Source organism: Methylorubrum salsuginis, assembly GCF_900114375.1.
Lineage (GTDB): Bacteria > Pseudomonadota > Alphaproteobacteria > Rhizobiales > Beijerinckiaceae > Methylobacterium > Methylobacterium salsuginis.
The window spans coordinates 25838-44506 of the sequence record NZ_FOSV01000012.1; the positions used below are offsets into that span (position 1 = coordinate 25838).

An 18669-nucleotide genomic window follows, 5' to 3' on the forward strand; every position below is an offset into this window, starting at 1 on the left:
GATTGAGCGCATCGTCCCGAGAGGTGGTTTCACGCCTTGGGGACGATGCGGCACGAGAACCGTGAGGATCAGCGGGAGCCGATCAGCTCGACGTCGAAGATCAGCGTGGCGTTCGGCGGGATGACGCCGCCGGCGCCGCGGGCGCCGTAGCCGAGATCCGGCGGGATCGTCAGGATGCGGCGACCGCCGGCCTTCATCGTGGCGACGCCCTCGTCCCAGCCGCGGATCACCTGACCGGCGCCGATCTTGAAGCTGAAGGGCTGGCCGCGGTCGCGGGAGGAATCGAACTTCTTGCCCTTCTTGCCGCCGCCCTCGTCGAGCCAGCCGGTGTAATGCACCGTGACCTGCTGGCCGGCCTTCGGCTCGGGGCCGGTGCCGACCACCTCGTCGACGTAGGACAGGCCCGAGGGCAGCGTGACGGGCTGGGCGGAAGCGGCTGCGGTCATGGCGAGGACGATGGCTCCGGCGATGGGAAGGATCGAACGCATGGATCTCTTCTCGATGCGTCGTTCACGACGACGGGCCGGCGGGTTACCACGCCGACGCGCCGAAGGCGAATTTTTGCGCTGCCGGAGATGCTTGCGCCTAACCTTCAGTACCGCGCGCTGAGGGCGGCGCGCTCCGCCACGCAGGCGCCCGCCGCCGGCCCGACCACGAGGTCGCCCTGGCGCGGGTTGTTGAGGGCGAGCGGGCCCGTGTCCTTCCGGCCCCAGAAGCCGCCGCCGAGCTGCTCCTCGAAGAAGCCGTCGCCGAATGCGATGTAGCAGCGGTCGATCACCGCGACCGTGCCGTAGCTCGCCCGGAATGCCGCCGTCTCGGGGCCGGCGCCGGGGCCGCAGGTCAGGGCCACGTCGATGCGGCCGGACTGGTTGAAGCGGATCGCCTGCGCGCGATGCGGGCGCACCGCGACCCAGGGGCCGCCGTCGCGGCTGACGAGCGCGGTGTAGCCGGAGCGGTTGATGATCTGCCGGGTGCAGCCGGCTTCCGCCGCCGTGGCCCCCACGAACCCACCGAGGAGGGCCGCCAGGCCGATCGCCGTTCTCACCCCGTGCATCCCGTCTCTCCCGATCGCCCGGCCCGTGCCAAACGGCCACGCTCGCCTCGATAACCGCTTGGCCGCTCTGCGCGTTCCCGCGGATCACGTCGGCCGAATACCGATCGGCGGGACGAGCCGCCGCTCTCGCCGAGCCGGTCCGATCGCATGCAATCCCGGTTGCCCTGCCGGCAATGGCCTGCTTAAAATTGATTCATAATTCAAATGCCCACGGGTTCGATGGGCAGCGCGTCCGTCACCGGGCGCCGCGAGGAGAGGAAGGGAGCGCGATGCGCCGAAGCCGGAGCCGATGTCGCGCGTCGTGCCGGGCGCGCCGGGACGACTGATGGGCGAGCTCCCCCGTTCCGGGCCGCTCGCGGGCCTGCGCGTCGTCGAACTCGCCCACATCATGGCCGGGCCGGTCTGCGGGCTGATGCTCGGCGACATGGGCGCCGAGGTCATCAAGGTCGAGAAGATCGACGGCGGTGACGACACCCGCCGCTCGGTGCCCCCCGCCATCGAAGGCGAGAGCGCCGCCTACATGATGATGAACCGCGGCAAGCGCGGGATCAGTCTCGACCTCAAGAGCGAAGACGGCAAGGCGGTGTTGCGCCGGCTCTTGGCCGACGCCGACGTGCTGATCGAGAATTACCGCGCCGGCACGATGGAACGCCTCGGCCTCGGCTACGAGGTGCTGAAGGCCGAGTTTCCGGCGCTGATCTACTGTTCGCTCTCGGGCTTCGGCCGCTCCGGGCCCTATGCCGAGCGGGCCGGGTTCGATCTCGTGGCGCAGGGCATGAGCGGCCTCATGAGCGTCACCGGCGAGGGGCCGGGCCGCCCGCCGATGAAGTGCGGCCCGCCGGTCACCGACATCACCGCGGGCATCCTCGCCGCGATGGGGGTGCTGGCCGCCTATGCCCACCGCCTCAGGACCGGCGAGGGGCAGGTGGTCGACACCTCGCTGTTCGAAGCCGGCATCACCCTGACCTACTGGCAATCGGCCATCGCCCTCGCCACCGGGATCGCGCCGGGGCCGATGGGCTCGGCCCACCCGCTCAACGCACCCTACGAGGCGTTCGAGACGGCCGACGGCTGGATCACCATCGGCGCGGCCAACCAGACCAACTGGCTGCGCCTCCTCGGCGTTCTCGGCGCCGAGGATCTGGCGGGCGACCCGCGCTTTGCCGCCAACCGCGACCGGATGGTCAATCGTAGCGCCCTCGCCGAGGCGCTGGCCCCGCATTTCCGCCGCGCGCCCTCCGCCGACTGGCTGGCCCGGCTGGAAGTGGGCGGCGTGCCCGCCGGGCCGGTGCTCGACGTGCTGGCGATGCAGGCCGACCCGCAGGCGCGGGCCCGCGAGATGGTGGTCGCGGTCGATCACGCCCGCGCCGGGCGGATGGAGACGCTGGGCCTGCCCGTCAAATTCTCGCGCACGCCCGGCCGCGTCCACGGCCCGGCGCCGCTGCTCGGCGAGCACAGCCGCGCGATCCTCGCCGAGGTCGGCTACGATGCCGGGCAGATCGAGGACTTGATCGCCCGCGGCATCGTGGGCGAGACGACAGCCTGACCGAATGACCGGAGTCCGACCGATGACCTCTGAGGCTGCGCCGACCGACGAACTGCTCTACGCGGTCGACGAAGGCGGCATCGCCCGCATCACCCTCAACCGGCCCCAGGCCCGCAACGCGCTCACCTTCGCGATGTACGAGCGGTTGGTCGAGCTGTGCGGGCGGATCGAGGCGGACCGTTCGGTCAAGGCGGTGATCGTCACCGGCGCGGGCGACAAGGCGTTCGCCGCCGGTACCGATATCGGCCAGTTCCGCGATTTCCGCACCGCCGAGGAGGCTCTGGGCTACGAGCGCTTCATGGACAGGGTGCTGGGCAGCCTGGAGCGGCTGCGGGTGCCGACCATCGCCGCGGTGGCGGGGGCCTGCACCGGCGGCGGCATGGCCATCGCCGCGGCTTGCGACCTGCGCATCGCCTCTCAGGATGCCCGCTTCGGCATCCCGATCGCGCGGACCCTCGGCAACTGCCTGTCGCAATCGACGCTGCGGCGGCTGTCCGCCCTGATCGGCGCGTCGCGGGTGAAGGACATCCTGTTCACCGCCCGCCTCGTCGGTGCCGAGGAGGCCCGCGCCATCGGCTTCGCCAACGAGGTGGTGGCGGATGCCGCCGCCGTGCAGGCCCGGGCCGGCGAACTCGCCACCCTGCTCGCGAGCCACGCGCCGCTGACGCTCCAGGCGACGAAGGAGGGGCTGCGCCGTCTCTCTGAAGGAACGGCCGGCGATGGGCCGGAGCAGGCCGGCGAGGACCTGATCGTGCTCTGCTACACCAGCGAGGATTTCCGCGAGGGCATGGATGCGTTCCTGTCCAAGCGCCCGCCGGCGTTCAAGGGGCGGTGAGGCGAAGAGGCTCGAGGGCGGACCCTCAGCCCTCCTCCTCGCCGTACATCGCGGCGATCACCGGCTTCTTCGAGCGGATATGGTGGCGCATCAGCGAGGCCAGAGCCTCGCCGTCACGGGCGCGCAGGAGCGGGATCATCCGCTCGTGCTCGTCCACCGCGTTGGCCCATTGCTCGTCGGTCTGATGGGCGGTGTAGCGCGAGCGCTGGATGCGGCCGGTGAGACCGAGATAGAGGCTGCGCAGCTTGGTGTTGCGGCTGCCCAGCATGATCGCTTCGTGGATCTCGCGGTTGAGCCGGAAATAGGTCGCCTCGTCGCGTGCCTTCCAGGCCTCGACCATCGCCGCGTGCTTGTCCGCGATGGCCTCGATCTCCGCATCGGTGATGACGCGGCAGGCACAGTCGCAGGCGGTCGCCTCCAGTCCGGCGATGATCTCGATCATCTCCTCGAGTTCGGTGCGCGAGATGCTGGCGACCCGCGCGCCGCGGTTCGGCAGAAGTTCGAGCAGACCTTCCGTCGCCAGGATCTTGATTGCCTCACGCAACGGCGTGCGCGAGATGCCGAAGCGCTCGGTCAACTCGCTCTCGTTGACCCGCGCCCGCGGCTCGAGCTCACCCTCGTTGATGAGTTCGCGCATGCGGTCGGCCACCTCGTCATGGAGGTAGCGGCGGCTGATGCCGATACTGGGCTCAATTCTATTCATCGAGCAGTCAAATCATTCTTGAACGCGAGACTTGGTGATTCGATGTCTAGGGTTAGGCTCGCCCGATGTCGAGGTGGGGTCCGCCCTCCAACTTCGCGAGCCGGTTGAAAACCTTGATTGACAGGGGAGCTATGCGCACCCACAGGGCCTTGGATCGAGCTTGGCACGGTTTGTATTTTTCATGCAATATCGCCCCCGGCGGGCCGGCTTCCGGCGGGCCGGCTTCCGGCGGCGAAACACGAATCCGCGATGATCGACCTGTTCAGCGACACCCAGACCCGGCCCACGCCCGGCATGCGCGAGGCCATGGCGCGGGCGGAGGTCGGCGACGAACAATCGGGCTCGGACCCCTCGACCAACGCCCTGTGCGAGCGGGTGGCGGCCCTCCTCGGGATGGAGGCCGGGGTGTTCATGCCGTCGGGCACGCTGTGCAACCTCGCCTCGATCCTCGTCCATACGCGGCGCGGCGACGAGATCGTCGTCGACGATCAGTCCCACATCTACAACACCGAAGCCGCGGGCGCGGCGGCGCTCGGCGGCGTGTCGGTGCGGGCGCTGCCGACGCGGGTCGGGCTGTTCACGGCCGACGCCGTCGCGGCGGCGATCCGCACGCCCCAGCGCACCGCGCCGCGCTCGGCGCTGGTCTCGATCGAGCAGACCACGAGCTTCTCCGGCGGCACCGTCTGGGATCTGGCCGAGATGCGCCGCATCCGCGACGTGGCGCAGGCGCGCGGGCTTGTGGCGCATATCGACGGCGCCCGCCTCCTCAACGCAGTCGCCGCCACCGGCATTCCGGCCTCCGACTACGCGCAAGGGTTCGACAGCGCCTGGATCGATCTGAGCAAGGGGCTCGGCTGCCCGGTGGGCGCGGTCCTGTGCGGTTCGGCCGCCTTCGTGGAGGCCGCATGGCAGTGGAAGTACCGGCTCGGCGGCGCGATGCGTCAGTCGGGCGTCCTGGCCGCGGCCGGGCTCTACGCGCTCGATCACCACATCGCGCAGCTCGCCCGCGACAACGCCCACGCCGCCGAGCTCCACCGCGCGGTCGCCGGCCTGCCGGGCCTCGACCTCGATGCGACGGCGGGACAGTCGAACATCCTCTACTTCTCGGTCGCCGGCCTCGGCATCACCGCGGCGGATTTCGCCGCCGCCTGTCTGGAGGAAGGGGTGCGGGTCCGCGCGCTCGGCACCCACCACATCCGCGCCACCACCCATCTCGACGTGGATTCGGCCGGCATCGCGCGGGCGGCCGAGGTGATGCGGGCGAAGGCGCTGGCCTTTGCGGAGCGGCGTTAAAGCATCGGCCTGAAAGGTGTGAACCGGCTTTCGGAAAAAAGCCGATGCGGCACAAGAAGCCGAGCGGATCGCCCTGGATCCGGTATCCAAGATGACTTCTAAGCGTCGAAGAGGGCGGCGACCGGGAGCGTCAGGTCGGGCGGATCGAGACGCAGCTCGCCGGAGGAGGCGATGCGGGTCTCGATCAGGTCGCCGTCCCCGCGACGGTGGTGGATGACGGTGTGCCGCTCCGCATCGACGATGAGGTAGTGCATTACGCTCGGCAGCCGGAAGTAGCCCTGAAGCTTGCGACCCGTATCGATCCGCTTCGTGCCGGGTGACAGGACCTCGACCACGATCATCGGCTTCGGGACCACGATGGCATCCGGGTCGAGACCCGCGCCGCAATAGACCAAGGCATCCGGTTCGAAGACCGTCCCGGCATCGATCTTCACGGACATTCCGTCAGGCAACATGCGACAAGGCAGATCGCCGGCTCGGAGCGCCGCGCGGAGGGCCGTCTGCACGGAAAACTTCGTCTCGGCGTGCCGGGCTCGCTGCGGCGACATCGCCACGACTTCGCCGTCGATGAGTTCGTAGCGTCCCGGTCGCCCCTCGGCCCAGGCCAGGAACGCATCGACAGTCATGCCGGGCTTGGCCTGGACGCTCATGAGCGCGAGCCTACCGCAGCCAAGAGGACGCCGCTACGGCTGCAGCGCCTTCGCCTCGCATTGCGCGTAGTCGCTCGCGGCCTTTACGTAGGCGTTCAGCGTCTGCAGATAGGCCTCGGCCAGCGGCCGGTAGGTCTGGATCTGCGCGTTGTAGGCCTTCACGGCGTCGTTGAAGCTGTAGGCCTCCCAGCCGGGGCAGCCGCCCTTGGCGTCGAGGCAGGCGGGCTTTTCCGGGCGCTTGGGCTTGTCCGGGCGCGCCTCCGCGGGGGGAGGGGCGGGCGGCGTGCAGGGGGCGGCGAGCGCCGGGCCGCCGAGGAGGCCGATCACGCAGAAGATCGTGCCCGTCCGGATCGTCATTCCCCGCGTCCCCGATCCTGCCGCCATTCCCGGCGGCTTTTCCCCGAGCCCCCGGCCTCCCGTCAAGCGAGGCCCGGCTTGCGCGCGACCAGCAGCAGCGAGACGCCCTCGTCGCTCCCCGGCTTCGGCAGCGGCATGACCCGGCTCGCCAGATAGGCCGGGAGCGCGGCTACGAGCGGCGCGAGGTGCCAGGCGGCGGCGTGGCGATAATGGTGCGTGTCCGCCTTCACCGGGGAGAGGCGGGCGAGCCAATGCACGAACACGTCGCCCCGCGACCAGGGCGAAACCAGCACCTCGGCCTCCGTCAGCCCGGCCCGCTCGGCGAGGGCGCGCAGCGCGCGTTCCGTCCACCATGTCAGGTGGTGGGGCACGGCGTTGGTGAGCCAGTTGGGGATGCGGGTCTGGGCCGAGGGCACGTGCGGCACGCCGACGAAGGCGAGGCCGCCGGGGCGCAAGGCAGCCGCCATCTCGCGCATCAGCGCGAGCGGGTCCTCGACATGCTCCATCACTTGGAAGGCGCAGGCCGCGTCATAGACCCCGGAGCGTTCCGTCAGATGCGCGGCGAGCGTCTGAGCCCGCGCCCAAGGGTTCTTGGCGAGATCGCCGGAGAAATGCGGATCGAGGCCGGTATATTCGGCCTGCGGTACGCGGTGGCGGAAGGTGCCGAAACCGCAGCCGACATCGAGCACCCGAGCCCCCGGCGCGATGCGCTCCGCCGCGAGCCCGAACTCGGCCCGGGCGGGATCGTGCAGATACCCCCGCATGAAACGGCTGCGGTAGAAGCCGGCATAGAAGCCCGCATCCCCGGCGCGCATGGGATCGAAGAAGGTCAGGCCCGTCGGCGATTCCCACAGGCCGAAGCGGGTGGCGCCGCGGAAGCTCGGGCGCGGATCGGCGCGGTGGACGATGCGCCAGAGCGCGGCCAGCAACCGGGCATCGACGGTCTGCACCCGCCGCACGGCCGGTTCGCCGGTCACGGGACACAGGGGGGGAGCGGGCTCGCTCATGGGTGCATCCTCTCGCGGGCGATCGCGTCGATCCGGTCGGCGGCCATGGCGACACCGGGTTCGGCGGCCAGACGCCGGCCGATCTCCGCCGCGGCCCGCGCCATGTCGGCATCGGACACCGCGCGGGCGATGCGCGCGGCCAGCTCCTCCGGCTTGACCTGACGCAGCGGCACCGGCTCCTCGGCCGCCCCGAGGGCCGCGACGCGCCGGCCCCAGAACAGTTGATCGCCCAGCAGCGGCAGGATCACGCTCGGGCGCCCGGCGCGGAGCGCCGCCGCGGTGGTGCCGGCGCCGCCGTGATGGACGACGGCGGCGACGCGGGGAAAGAGCAGGCCGTGGTCCGCGTGGCGGGTATGGGCGATGGTCGGCGGCAGGTCCGGCGGCGGTTGCAAGCCCCCCGGCCCGGTCTGGAGGATCGCCCGGCCGCCCCAGATTTCGAGGGCGCGCAGCACCACTTCGGTGTTGCGCTTGGCGCCCCAGAACATCGAGCCGAAGCCGATATAGACCGGCGGCGGGCCGGCGCCGAGGAAGACCTCGACATGCTCGCCCAGCCGCGCGCTCGGATCGGGCGGCGCCTGCCACGGGCCGGTCAGGAGCGCGGGTATCGGCCAGTCGCCGGGGTCGGGGCTGAGCGCCGGGCTCCAGGCGGCGATGTGGTGCAGGTCGCCGAGATTCCGGGTCAGCGGGTTGGCGAGCGCCCGCAGGCCGCGGCCGAGGCCGTGACGGCGGCGGATCTCGGCGAAGGAGCGGCGTCCGAACAGCGACAGCAGCCGGAAGGCTTCGTAGCTGAGGCGATTCTCGATGCGGCCGCGGTCGGCGCCGCCGAACAGCGAGGCCGACATGGTGCGGGTCGGCAGGAGCGGCTGGCACATCACCCGCACGGCGGGAATCCCGAGTTCCCGCGCCAGCGGCCCGGCGAAGAAGGCGAAGGGATTGAACACGACGATGTCGGCGCCGCGCATCTCGGCCAGACTCGTCTCGATCAACGCCGTCAGCCGGTCCTGGAGGGCACGGCGCAGCTGTCCGATCAGCGGCAGGGTCGAGAGGCCGGCGGCGAGGTAGTTGCGAAAAAGCGGCTCGAAGCGCGGGTCCTTCAGGATGGCCTCGAAACCCTCCCCGGTCTCCACCGGCTCCAGGCCGAAGCCGCGAACGCTCCGGTGATAGTCGCTGGTGGTGACGAGGCGGACCGCGTGGCCGCGCTCGGCCAGTGCCCGGCCCAGCACGCAGAACGGCAGCACGTCGCCGCGCGTGCCGAAGGTGACGAGGACGGCGCGAGGTGTGCGCCCCGCCTCGCTTGCCCGGTCATCCACCTTCAAAATATCCTGCCTGCCCCGCCTTGCTGTAGCCGCCAGACCCAGGCGGCGAAAGGCCGGGCTCAGGCCGGAACCGGCTGGCCGGTGCGCAGCAGCGTCTCGGTGAGGTCGGCGGCGCGCGCGACACCGCCCGCCCCGGCGATCTCGTCGCGCAGCCGACCCGCCGCGGCGCGGTGGCCGGGCTCGTCGCGCAGGCGGCGGACCGCATCGGCCAGCGAACCCGCCGAGAGCCGCCAGCGCGGCAGGGCGATGCCGACGCCGGCCTGTTCCACCCGCGCCGCGATGGCGCCCTGCTCGAAGGCGATCGGCACGACGACCACCGGCACGCCCGCGGCGCAGGCATCGAGCACGGTGTTGAGCCCACCATGCAGGATCGCGACCGACGCCTCGCGCAGGATCGGCGCCTGCGGGAGGAAGTCGTAAGCCAGCGGCTGTCCCGGCAGGCGGGCGACCTGCGCCTCGGTCAGGCCTCCGGCATGGGTGAGGACGAGCTGCATGCCGGCCCGCTCGGTCGCCTCGGCGAAGCGGCGGAAGAGGCTGAACCGTCCGCCCTGGAGCGAGCCGAGGGACGCGTAGGCGAGGGGGCGCCCGTCGCGGGGCAGCGCGGGCCCGGGCGGCGCGGGGCCGCGGATCGGCCCGACATAGTGGAAGACCGGCGGCAGCCGCTCGCGCGAAAATTCGAGGCCCGCGACCGTCTGCGAGATTTGCAGGAACGCCGACAGCGCGTGATCGACCCGCCGCCGGGGCCCGAGATTCCACCGATCGGCGTACTCGATCACAACCGATCCGATCGGGCGCATGAGGTAGGCGCTGGCGCGATAACCGACGCGGTTGCGCGTCACCGCCCAGGACGCGGGCAGGACGGACGGAGCGGGCCGCCAGGGCGTGAAGATCGGCGGCACCGCCGCCTCCCAATTGATCGGCAGGGCGCTCGCCAGCGAGACGTGCGGCAGGCCGAGATGCATCGCGACGAGCCCCCCCGCCGCCTCGACCTGATCGCACACCACGAGGTCGGCGCCGATCTCGCGCAGCGCGGCGGGCAGTTCGCGGCACAGCATGTCGGTGATGCCGGCGACCCGTCGCACCGTGCGGCGCACCCCGAACGGCCCGTTGAGGCGCCCGAGGCCGCGGGTCATCTCGGCGAGGAAGCCGGGCGGATGGCTCGACGCGCCGAGCGGCCGGAAGGCGAGGCCGCGCGGCTCCACGAGGCGGGCGGCGTCGGCCATGTGCAGGAAGGTCGCCCGGTGGCCGCGCCGCTCCAGCTCCGCGGCGAGCGCCAGCATCGGGTTGAGATGGCCGAGGAAGGGCGGCGCGACGAAGGCGAGATGCGCCATGGATGTGTTCGGCAGGGGCCTCGTGCCCGGGACGGCGCCTTCCTGCGCGCCGGCTCGCCGGGACGCAAGGGCGCGTGTCACCGGCGGCCGCAACCGCCGAGCTGAAACCACGACGCACGATCGCGCGTTCGCCAGTCCCGGAACGGCGATGGGCAAGTCTCGGGACTGTTCATAAACCGTTAAGGATGTTTCGTCGGCGAGAGCCCGGGATTGTGTGAGTCACGGTGACGAAACGCACCGCACCATCCCGACGGGACAGATTAGGAGTTACTTAACGGATGTGGCGGCCAGCGGGCCGGCGGATGGAGAGAACGATGAGCCAGCGCATCGAAGACATCAAGTTCATGGCGACGATGTCCTTCGTCACCCTGTTCGGCGTCTGCCTGACCGCCCTGGTCGGCTGATCCCCGCCGACCCTCCCTTTCTGACCCCGAACGTTTAAGAAGCCGCTTCCATCGCTCCCGTTTCCGGGGAGCCATCTTCGGGGTCGACGCACCCCGGTCGGGACGCGGCGATCGTGCGGACAACAATCCATCTCATCGGCATCGGCACGGGCAATCCGGAGCACCTGACGCTTCAGGGCATCCGGGCGCTCAACGCGGCCGACGTCGTCTTCGCCCTCGACAAGGGCGAGGCCAAGTCCGGCCTCAACGCCGTGCGCCGGACGATCTGCGAGCGCTACCGCGAGCGGCCCGGCCTCCGTTTCGTCGAGGCGCCCGACCCGGAGCGCGACCGCCGCCCCGACGATTACGGCGTCGCGGTCGACGATTGGCACGCCGCCCGCGCGGGCCTGTACGAAGACCTGATCGCGACGCATCTCGGCGAGGGCGAGCAGGGCGCCTTCCTGGTCTGGGGCGACCCGGCTCTCTACGACTCGACCCTGCGCATCCTCGATCGCGTGCGCGCCCGCGGCCGTCTCGATTTCGACGTCTCGGTCGTGCCGGGCATCACCAGCGTCCAGGCGCTCGCCGCCGGCCACCGCATCCCGCTCCACCGGATCGGCGAGCCGGTGCGGATCACCACCGGCCGCCGCCTGCGCGAGGCCGGCGGCATCGACGGCGCCACGGTGGTGATGCTCGACGGCGACCCGCGCTTCGAGGGGCTCGCGCCCGATCTCGCGATCTACTGGGGCGCCTATCTCGGCACGCCGGACGAACTTCTCCTCAGCGGCCGTCTCGGCGACGTGGCGGACGAAATCCGTCGCCTGCGCCGGGAGGCGCGGGCGCGCCACGGCTGGATCATGGACATCTACCTGCTGATGCCGCCGGAGGCGTGAGGCCGCCAGCCTGCGACAGAGTGTCGGCCCTGGGAAACATCGCCGCCATTTCCGACCCGCGGCAGGCCTTTCCTTCTTCCCGCTGTGGCCGTCGCGATACGGCCTGACCCCGGCCGCGATTCGGTCGTGGCAGGGGCCTTGCTTCGCCGAATCCACAAGGGACACTGGCCGGGTCGGACAACGATCCGGACGTGTGGGGGCGACGATGGCGGCTGGCTCGCGGCTTTTCTCGCGCGGCTCGAAACCGATCCCGTGGGGGGCTGCCGCAGGCCGCGCCGCCGGTCTGGCCTGCGCTTTGGCCTTGGCCCTCGTCGCCCTGCCCGGCGGGCACGGGCCGGTGCACGGCGCGATCGATCCCACCGGGATCGTGTCGCGGGCGCCGATCTCCGAATCAGGGGGCGCCCCGCCCGAATCGGCGCCCACCCGCATCGTCCTCGGGCCGGGAGGCCGCGATGTGCGGCTGGCCGGCGAACTCACCGAAGGCGTGGCCGAACGCCTGGCCCGGCTCCTCGACGCGCATGGGAGCGTCGAGCGCATCCATCTGACGAGCGAGGGCGGGCTCGTGGACGAGGGCGCGGCCATCGGCGCGCTGATCGCCCGGCGCGGCCTCGTCACCTACGTGCCGGATTACTGCGTCTCCGCCTGCACCCTGGCCTTCGTGCGCGGACGCGAGCGCTTGGTTCTGGAGGGCGCGCGGCTCGGCTTCCATGCGCCCTACGAGACTGGTCCCTTCGGGATCGAGGTCGCGGCCGACAGCACGCCGGAGCGCGCCGCCTATCTCGAGGCCGGGCTCGAACCCGCCTTCGTCGATGCCGCTCTGAAGGTGCGGCCGGACGACCTGATGATTCCCGACACCGCCCGCCTCGTGGCCGCCCGCGTCGCCACCGGGGTGGTCGATGCCTATCGCTTTCCCGATTCCACCCTCGACGAGAGCTCCGACCCGGACCACGCTCGGGCGGTCGTCCTGCGCGACGTGCCGCTGCTCGCGGATGTCGAGGCGCGGGCGCCGGCTCTGATCCGCGCGATCTCCGCGTGGTATCTCGACGGCTACGCCCAGGGCCGCTCCGAGGGCGCGGCTTACGACGGCATACGGCGCATGGCGGCGCGCGCCGTCGCGGGCGCCCTGCGACCGGCCGAGCCCGCCACCCTCGTCGCCCTGGGCCAGCTGACCCTCCGGTTGCTGGACCGGTTCGAGCCGGACCGGGCCCCGGCCTGCGCGGCGGCCGGCGAGGGGATCGGCGCCGTGCTGACCCGGAGCGGAATCGGCGAGGCCGAACGCGCGTCCGCCCGCGCCGCCCTGTCGAACGCATCGTTCGCCGAGGCGATGCCGGACGATTCGATCCCGGCGTCACGCGCCACCCGCGACTGCGCCGGCCTGCGCCGCGCGCTCGCCGCGGCTCTGGCCCTTCCGGCCGACGATGCGGCGGCGGCCCTGCACCCGCTGCTCTTCCCCGAGCCGGCCCTGGCGCATGTGACCGCCCAGGCCGAATGAGGCGGCGGACGCTCGATCCTTTCCGTTTCCGTGCCCATCGGCTTTTTTCGAAAGCCGGTAGCCACCTTTCGGGCCGATGCTCTAGACCCATGGAAGACCGGACATCCGGGACGAGACAGTGGGGACGGAAGGCATGAGCCTGGGGATCGCTAGCGGAACCGGCGCGGGGCTCGGCCTCGGGCGCCCGGCCGCGCCGGTCGCGGTCGATCTACGCCTCTACGGCCTCCTCGATGTCGGCGTGTTGGGCGGCGACGGCGCGGTTCTGGCCGACCTCGCCGCGGCCTCGGTCGCGGGCGGGGCGACCCTTCTGCAGTATCGCGAGAAGGACATCGCGGATGCCCGCGCCGCGCTCGCCCGCATCCGCGCGATCCGCGCGGCGGTGGCGGGCCGCGTGCCGGTTCTGATCAACGACCGGGTCGACCTCGCGCTGGCGGCGGGCGCCGAGGGGGTGCATCTCGGCCAGTCCGATCTCCACCCGGAAGAGGCGCGCCGGCTCCTCGGGCCGCAGGCGATCATCGGGCTGACGGTTAAGAACGGCGCCCAGGCGGACGAACTCTATCGCCTGCCGATCGACTATGCCTGCATCGGCGGCGTCTTCGCCACCACGAGCAAGGACAACCCCGACCCGCCGGTCGGGCTCGACGGCCTGCAGCGGATCGTGTTCCGCGCCCGCCTCGCCCGGGGCCAGGGGCTGCCGCTCGGCGCCATCGCCGGGATCGATGCCGGCAACGCGGCCTCGGTGATCCGCGCGGGCGCCGACGGCGTGGCGCTGATCGGCGCCCTGTTCAAGGGCGGCGACACCGAAGGGCGGGCGCGCGACCTGCGCGCCCGGATCGACGAGGCTCTGTCCGCGCGCACGGCCTGACTCCGCGGCCCCCCTGGCCGGACCGGCATGGGGACCGATGTGAGGAGCGGGCGTGGCTACAGCACCGGCAAGGACTCGCCAAACACTCGCCAAGAACTCGCCAAGAACAGGGAGGCCCTCGGATGACCGCCATCGCCTTGACCATCGCCGGATCGGACTCGAGCGGCGGTGCCGGCATCCAGGCCGACCTCAAGAGCTTCGCGGCGTTGCGCGTCTACGGCGCCAGCGTCGTCACCGCGCTGACCGCGCAGAACACGACCGGCGTACAGGGCGTCCACGCGGTGCCGCCCGACTTCATCGCCGCGCAGATCGACTCGGTCTTCTCCGACCTCAAGGTCGGTGCGGTGAAGATCGGCATGCTGCCGAGCCCCGAGGTCATCCGCGCGGTGGCCGAGAGCCTGCGCCGCCACGCCCCCACCGTCCCCGTGGTCCTCGATCCGGTGATGATCGCGGCCTCGGGCGACCGGTTGATCTCGGAAGAGGCGGTCGAGACGCTGCGGGCCGAGTTGATGCCGCTCGCCGACGTCGTCACCCCGAACCTTCCCGAGGCCGCGACGCTGCTCGGCGAGCCTGAGGCCGAACACGAGAACGAGGCGGTCGGGCAGGCCCGGCGCCTGCTGGAGCGGGGGGCGCGGGCGGTGCTGATCAAGGGCGGCCACGGCGAGGGCCGCGAGAGCGTCGATCACCTGCTCGGCCGCGACGGAACGGTCCGCCGCTTCGCCGCTCCGCGGATCGAGACCCGCAACAACCACGGCACCGGCTGCACCCTGTCGGCGGCGGTCGCGGCTGGCCTTGCCCGCGGGCTCGGCCTTGTCGAAGCCGTGGGGCACGCCAAAACTTACGTCACCGAGGCGATCCGCGCCGCCGACAGCATACCGGTCGGCCACGGCCACGGACCGCTGCACCACTTCTACGCCCTGTGGAAGTGAGCCGGAACGGAGCAGAGGAATGGTGAAACCGCCGACGAGGGACGGACAGCACGGCCGCCGCCACCACGGCGCGGGCCGCCACGCGCCGCGGACCGGCGAACCCTCGACCGAGACCCGCAATCGGCTGGCGCTGAGCCGCTTCACCTATAGCGGCGGCTATGACGGCTACGAGGGCCGGATGATCCTGCGGCCGGATTGGGCGAAGCCGTCGGGGTCGAAACGTTAGGTGTTGCCGCGCCGATTGCGTTTGACAAAGCAAACGTCCGTTCGGATAAAGGAACGATCTCCTTGAAGTGACGCGTGGGCCCGAGCGCCGGATCGGCTTATCGCCCCGGCAGGCCCCGCATCGGCGGATCGGCAGGATGCAGCACATCACGGCAAGCCTCGAGCGCGGACGGCCGAAGGATCTGGCGAGCGGCGCGCAGGTGCTCTCGGGTCAGCTCGGCAAGACGATCCAGCGCCTGCGCAAGGCCTACAACCTCTCGCTCTCCGAACTCGCCGAGCAATCCGGCGTGGCGAAGTCGATCATCTCCCAGATCGAGCGCAACGAGACCAACCCGACGCTCGCCACCATCTGGCGCCTGAGCCAGGCGCTCGACGTGTCGATCGAGCGGGTGCTGGCCACCTCCGACGAGGAGCCGTTCATCGAGCGCTTCTCCCGCGCCGACACTCCGCGCCTCGTCTCCGAGGACGGCAAGGTGCGGCTCGCCATCATCGGCTGGATCAAAACGGTCGAGTGGCTGCAATGGTACGACGTCACCGCCGATCCCGGCGGCGTGCTCGATTCCGATGCGCATCAGCGCGGCTCGGTCGAGTCGCTCTCGGTGACGGAGGGCACCTTCGCCGTCGAGGTCGCGGGCGAGGTGCAGCGGGCGGGGCCCGGCGAAACCCTGCGCTACCGCTGCGACCGGCCCCACAGCGTGCGCTGCGTGAGCGAGGGGCCGGGCCGGGCCACCATGGTGGTCATCATGAAGGCCGCGGTGATGGAGTGATCCGCCTTTCGGCGGATCGCCTCACGATGAAAGCGGCACGGCGTCGAGCGCCGTGCCGTGCCTGCTTCAGCGCGGAATGAACGCCCAGTAGTCGAGATCGAGGATCACCGACGGGTCGTAGCCGTCGCCCTGGCGGCCCGGATGGTTGCCGCAGGGCTGGTTCTTGGCCGCGATGGTGCGCAGGCGCAGCGCCCCGATATCGGTGCGGCCGGGGAGTTCCGCCGTCTCCAGCACCTCGGACCACGCGTAGACGGTGTCGCCGGCAAACAGCGGGGCGACGTGGCGCCCGGCATTGATGCCGCCGATGGCGAACGCGTTGGCGAGCCCGTTGAAGCTGAGCGCGCGGGCGAGCGAAATGACGTGGCCGCCGTAGATCAGCCGCTTGCCGAACTTGGTCTCCTTCGTCGCGACGGCGTCGAAATGGACCTTGGCGGTGTTCTGGAACAGGCGCGTGGCGATCTGGTGCTCGGCCTCCTCGACGGTCATGCCGTCGACGTGGTCGATTTTTTCGCCGACCGCGTAATCCCCGAAGAGATGCGGGCTGCCGGCGAGCGCCGTGTCGTAGGCGGAGGCGTCGAGCGGCGGCAGGGCCTTGGCGAGGTCGGCCGGATCGACGACCTTGGCGAGCGTCGGCACATGCTCCTCGGCGATCTTCGCTTCGGGATCGCGCTTGCGCACGAGCACCCAGCGGCAATAGCTCAGCACGGTCCGGCCCGAGGCATCGGAGCCGGTGGAGCGCACGTAGACCACGCCGGTCTGGCGGTTGGAGCTCTCCTTGAGGCCGATCACCTCGGAGACGGTCGAGAGCGTCTCGCCCGGATAGACCGGGCGGTGGAAGCCGCCCTCGGCATAGCCGAGATTGGCCAGCGCGTTGAGCGAGACGTCGGGCACGGTCTTGCCGAACACGACGTGGAAGGTGAGCAGGTCGTCGAGCGGGCTCGCCGGATAGCCGAGGGCCTTGGCGAAGGCGTCCGAGGACTGCACGGCGAAGCGCGGCCCGTAGAGGGCGGTGTAGAGCGCCACGTCGCCGGTGGTGACGGTGCGGGGGGTGGCGTGGCGGATGGTTTCGCCGAGGCGGAAATCCTCGAAGAAGCGGCCCGGATTGGTCTTCATTCTCGCGTCCTCAGCCCTCGTCGTCCGTTGTCCGCCGCCCGAGCCCCGCTTCTGGATATCGTATCCAGAACCGAGGTTCAGGCCCTTGTGGCGCCTCGGCTTTTTGCGGCCAGCGACCACCCTTCGGACTGACGCTCTAGCAACGGGTCCGGGCGCAGCGCAATGCCACGCTCGGGCCGATTCCCAGCCGAGCGGTCAGAGGACCATCTGGATGTAGAGGTCGGTGATGAGCTTCTGCACGAACAGCAGCAGCAGGATCAGGATGATCGGCGAGATGTCGACGCCGCCGAGGTTGGGCAGGAGGTTGCGGATCGGCCGCAGCACCGGCTCGGTGACCCGGTAGAGGAATTCGCCGATCTGCGAGACGATCGGATTGCGCACGTTCACGACGTTGAACGCCACGAGCCAACTCAGCACGGCACTCGCGATGAGGATGTAGATGTAGAGCTGGATGACGGTGTTGATGAGCCAGAGAAGGGCGTTCATGCGGGCTGTACCGGTCCTCGCCGCCCGCGTTCCGACCCGGCGCGGGATGCGCGGGGCTCGCGGGTCATTTCCGGAATTGACAGAGCGAAGCGGACAAGCCTAAAAGGCACCCGCCTCGGGACGGGGCTGTAGCTCAGATGGGAGAGCGCCGCAATCGCACTGCGGAGGTCAGGGGTTCGAATCCCCTCAGCTCCACCAGGTTCCTCGCTCGGCGAGAGACCAAAGGTGGCAAGGACTTAGAGGGTCTTTACCTCAGTCCACAATCGTCCAGATCGAGAGTTCGGGTTTCGAAAGGACAAGTCCTTTCGCGGGTCCAGGGCAGAGCCCTGGGAAACCTCGAGCGTCCTCACGGCCTTCCCCGTCGCGACCCCGCCCACGGAAGGCACGACGCTTCGCATGCACGACATCCCACGCCTGCGCGACGTCGCGCTCGTTCTCAGCGGCGGCAACGCGCTCGGGGCGTATCATGCCGGCGTGTTCGAGGTGGTGGAGGCGCGCGGGCTTCGTCCGGGCTGGCTGGTCGGCGCCTCGATGGGGGCGATCACCGCCGCGATCATTGTGGGCAACCCGCCGGAGCGGCGCGTGGCGCGGCTGCGGGAGTTCTGGGACGAGGCGACCCAGCACACGGGCCTGAGCGGCGAGCCGATGCTCAAGCCGCGGCAATATTCCAATGCCCTGCACGCCCTGCTGGCGCTGGCCTGGGGCCGACCGGCGATCTTCCGGCACCGGTTGCCCGGCCTGTGGTCGGCGCTGCCGTGGATGCCGAACGACGTCGCGCTGTTCGACCACGCGCCGCTGCGCGCCACGCTGAACCGCCTCGTCGATTTCGAGCGGCTGAACGGCGGCGAGACCCGGCTGACGGTCGGCGCCGTCGACGTCACGACCGGGGAGGAGGTGTTTTTCGACACCCAGCGCCAACGGGTCGTGCCCGAGCACATCCTGGCGAGCGCGGCGATCCTGCCGGCCTTCCCGCCGGTCGAGGTGGAGGGGCGGCTGCTGTGCGATGCAGGCTATACCAACAACCTGCCGCTCGATCCGCTGTTCGCGCCCGAGCCGGAGCGCGACCTGCTGTGCATCGCCTCAGACCTGTTCAGCCTGAGCGCGCCGCGGCCCCAATCCCTCGATGCGGTGCTGGAGCGGGCCAACGATCTGATCTTTGCCAGCGCCGGGCGGCGGGCCATCGCCGGGCTCGCGCGGGAATACGCGCTACGGGAGCGCTTGGAGCCGGACGGGCCCGCGGTGCGGCTGCTGCACGTCACCTACAAGGCCGGGGCGGACCAGCTGGCGGCCAAGAGCTTCGACTTCTCGCCGTCGTCGATCCGGGACCGGTGGGAGGCCGGGCGGCGGGACATGACGCTGGGGATGGAGCGGCTCGAGCGGGCGCCCGCGGGGGGAGGGCGGTTCGTCTACGAGAGCGTGTGACG

20 protein-coding genes and 1 tRNA gene are annotated in these 18669 nt (G+C 70.9%); 11 read left to right on the top strand and 10 right to left on the bottom strand.

All coding sequences use genetic code 11. From position 1 onward, the window contains the following. Positions 1-68: 68 nt before the first annotated feature. Positions 69-488 carry an FKBP-type peptidyl-prolyl cis-trans isomerase gene (locus BM140_RS14845; RefSeq protein WP_091947734.1) on the bottom strand — a complete coding sequence of 140 codons (420 nt, stop codon included), beginning with the start codon at positions 486-488 and terminating at the stop codon, positions 69-71. Between the two features lie 104 nt (positions 489-592). After that, a complete protein-coding gene (locus BM140_RS14850; RefSeq protein WP_091947737.1) occupies positions 593-1054 on the bottom strand; it encodes a hypothetical protein in 462 nt (153 codons plus the stop codon). Positions 1055-1379: 325 nt separating this feature from the next. On the opposite strand from BM140_RS14850, the gene BM140_RS14855 reads away from it, so the two are divergent. Together BM140_RS14855 and BM140_RS14860 are read left to right on the top strand one after the other, a co-directional pair. After that, the gene (locus BM140_RS14855) at positions 1380-2600 is read left to right on the top strand and encodes a CaiB/BaiF CoA transferase family protein (RefSeq protein WP_091948113.1); all 1221 of its coding nucleotides are present in this window, start codon (positions 1380-1382) and stop codon (positions 2598-2600) included. A gap of 22 nt (positions 2601-2622) precedes the next feature. Continuing rightward, positions 2623-3435 (top strand): enoyl-CoA hydratase/isomerase family protein, encoded by an 813-nt coding sequence (locus BM140_RS14860; protein ID WP_091947739.1) that lies wholly within the window; start codon positions 2623-2625, stop codon positions 3433-3435. Positions 3436-3460: 25 nt separating this feature from the next. Here the strand turns inward: BM140_RS14860 and BM140_RS14865 are convergent, their stop codons facing one another. Beyond that, positions 3461-4138, bottom strand: a complete 678-nt coding sequence (locus tag BM140_RS14865) for a GntR family transcriptional regulator (protein ID WP_091947742.1) — start codon at positions 4136-4138, stop codon at positions 3461-3463. Between the two features lie 249 nt (positions 4139-4387). Here BM140_RS14865 and BM140_RS14870 point away from each other — a divergent pair, with 249 nt between their 5' ends. Next, positions 4388-5431, top strand: a complete 1044-nt coding sequence (locus BM140_RS14870; RefSeq protein ID WP_091947745.1) for a threonine aldolase family protein — start codon at positions 4388-4390, stop codon at positions 5429-5431. Positions 5432-5529: 98 nt separating this feature from the next. Here the strand turns inward: BM140_RS14870 and BM140_RS14875 are convergent, their stop codons facing one another. The 5 genes from BM140_RS14875 to BM140_RS14895 form a co-directional block, all read right to left on the bottom strand. Further along, entirely contained in the window at positions 5530-6081 is a 552-nt protein-coding gene (locus BM140_RS14875; RefSeq protein ID WP_091947750.1) for a Uma2 family endonuclease, read from the bottom strand. Positions 6082-6114: 33 nt separating this feature from the next. Further along, a complete protein-coding gene (locus tag BM140_RS14880; protein ID WP_091947753.1) occupies positions 6115-6438 on the bottom strand; it encodes a hypothetical protein in 324 nt (107 codons plus the stop codon). A 62-nt stretch (positions 6439-6500) separates the two neighbouring features. Beyond that, complete coding sequence (locus BM140_RS14885; protein WP_091947757.1) at positions 6501-7445, bottom strand: class I SAM-dependent methyltransferase; 945 nt, start codon at positions 7443-7445, stop codon at positions 6501-6503. Continuing rightward, on the bottom strand, positions 7442-8755 hold the full coding sequence (locus tag BM140_RS14890; protein WP_091948116.1) for a glycosyltransferase: 1314 nt from the start codon (positions 8753-8755) through the stop codon (positions 7442-7444). Before BM140_RS14890 ends, BM140_RS14885 begins: the two co-directional genes overlap by 4 nt. Before the next feature lie 65 nt (positions 8756-8820). Further along, positions 8821-10092: a nucleotide disphospho-sugar-binding domain-containing protein gene (locus BM140_RS14895; RefSeq protein WP_091947760.1), complete on the bottom strand. Its 1272-nt coding sequence runs from the start codon at positions 10090-10092 to the stop codon at positions 8821-8823. A 517-nt stretch (positions 10093-10609) separates the two neighbouring features. Here BM140_RS14895 and cobF point away from each other — a divergent pair. The 6 genes from cobF to BM140_RS14925 all read left to right on the top strand — a co-directional run bounded on the left by cobF (position 10610) and on the right by BM140_RS14925 (position 15646). Further along, positions 10610-11368 carry a precorrin-6A synthase (deacetylating) gene (gene cobF, locus BM140_RS14900; protein WP_091947763.1) on the top strand — a complete coding sequence of 253 codons (759 nt, stop codon included), beginning with the start codon at positions 10610-10612 and terminating at the stop codon, positions 11366-11368. A gap of 205 nt (positions 11369-11573) precedes the next feature. Beyond that, a complete protein-coding gene (locus BM140_RS14905) occupies positions 11574-12860 on the top strand; it encodes a COG3904 family protein (RefSeq protein ID WP_091947766.1) in 1287 nt (428 codons plus the stop codon). Between the two features lie 133 nt (positions 12861-12993). Further along, positions 12994-13725: a thiamine phosphate synthase gene (gene thiE / locus BM140_RS14910; protein ID WP_091947771.1), complete on the top strand. Its 732-nt coding sequence runs from the start codon at positions 12994-12996 to the stop codon at positions 13723-13725. A 122-nt stretch (positions 13726-13847) separates the two neighbouring features. Continuing rightward, positions 13848-14654, top strand: coding sequence for a bifunctional hydroxymethylpyrimidine kinase/phosphomethylpyrimidine kinase (gene thiD / locus BM140_RS14915; protein WP_091947774.1), 807 nt, complete (start codon positions 13848-13850; stop codon positions 14652-14654). A 19-nt stretch (positions 14655-14673) separates the two neighbouring features. Beyond that, complete coding sequence (locus BM140_RS14920; RefSeq protein ID WP_091947778.1) at positions 14674-14880, top strand: hypothetical protein; 207 nt, start codon at positions 14674-14676, stop codon at positions 14878-14880. Positions 14881-15016: 136 nt separating this feature from the next. After that, positions 15017-15646 carry a helix-turn-helix domain-containing protein gene (locus tag BM140_RS14925; RefSeq protein WP_091947781.1) on the top strand — a complete coding sequence of 210 codons (630 nt, stop codon included), beginning with the start codon at positions 15017-15019 and terminating at the stop codon, positions 15644-15646. 66 nt (positions 15647-15712) lie between these two features. On the opposite strand, the gene BM140_RS14930 is transcribed toward BM140_RS14925, so the two are convergent. Then, entirely contained in the window at positions 15713-16759 is a 1047-nt protein-coding gene (locus BM140_RS14930; protein ID WP_091947785.1) for a MaoC family dehydratase, read from the bottom strand. Positions 16760-16954: 195 nt separating this feature from the next. After that, positions 16955-17245: a YggT family protein gene (locus BM140_RS14935; protein WP_091947788.1), complete on the bottom strand. Its 291-nt coding sequence runs from the start codon at positions 17243-17245 to the stop codon at positions 16955-16957. Between the two features lie 122 nt (positions 17246-17367). Between BM140_RS14935 and BM140_RS14940 the strand changes: the two genes are divergently transcribed. Together BM140_RS14940 and BM140_RS14945 are read left to right on the top strand one after the other, a co-directional pair. Next, positions 17368-17443 (top strand) — tRNA-Ala (locus BM140_RS14940). 198 nt (positions 17444-17641) lie between these two features. Then, a complete protein-coding gene (locus tag BM140_RS14945; protein ID WP_091947791.1) occupies positions 17642-18667 on the top strand; it encodes a patatin-like phospholipase family protein in 1026 nt (341 codons plus the stop codon). Positions 18668-18669: the final 2 nt, after the last annotated feature.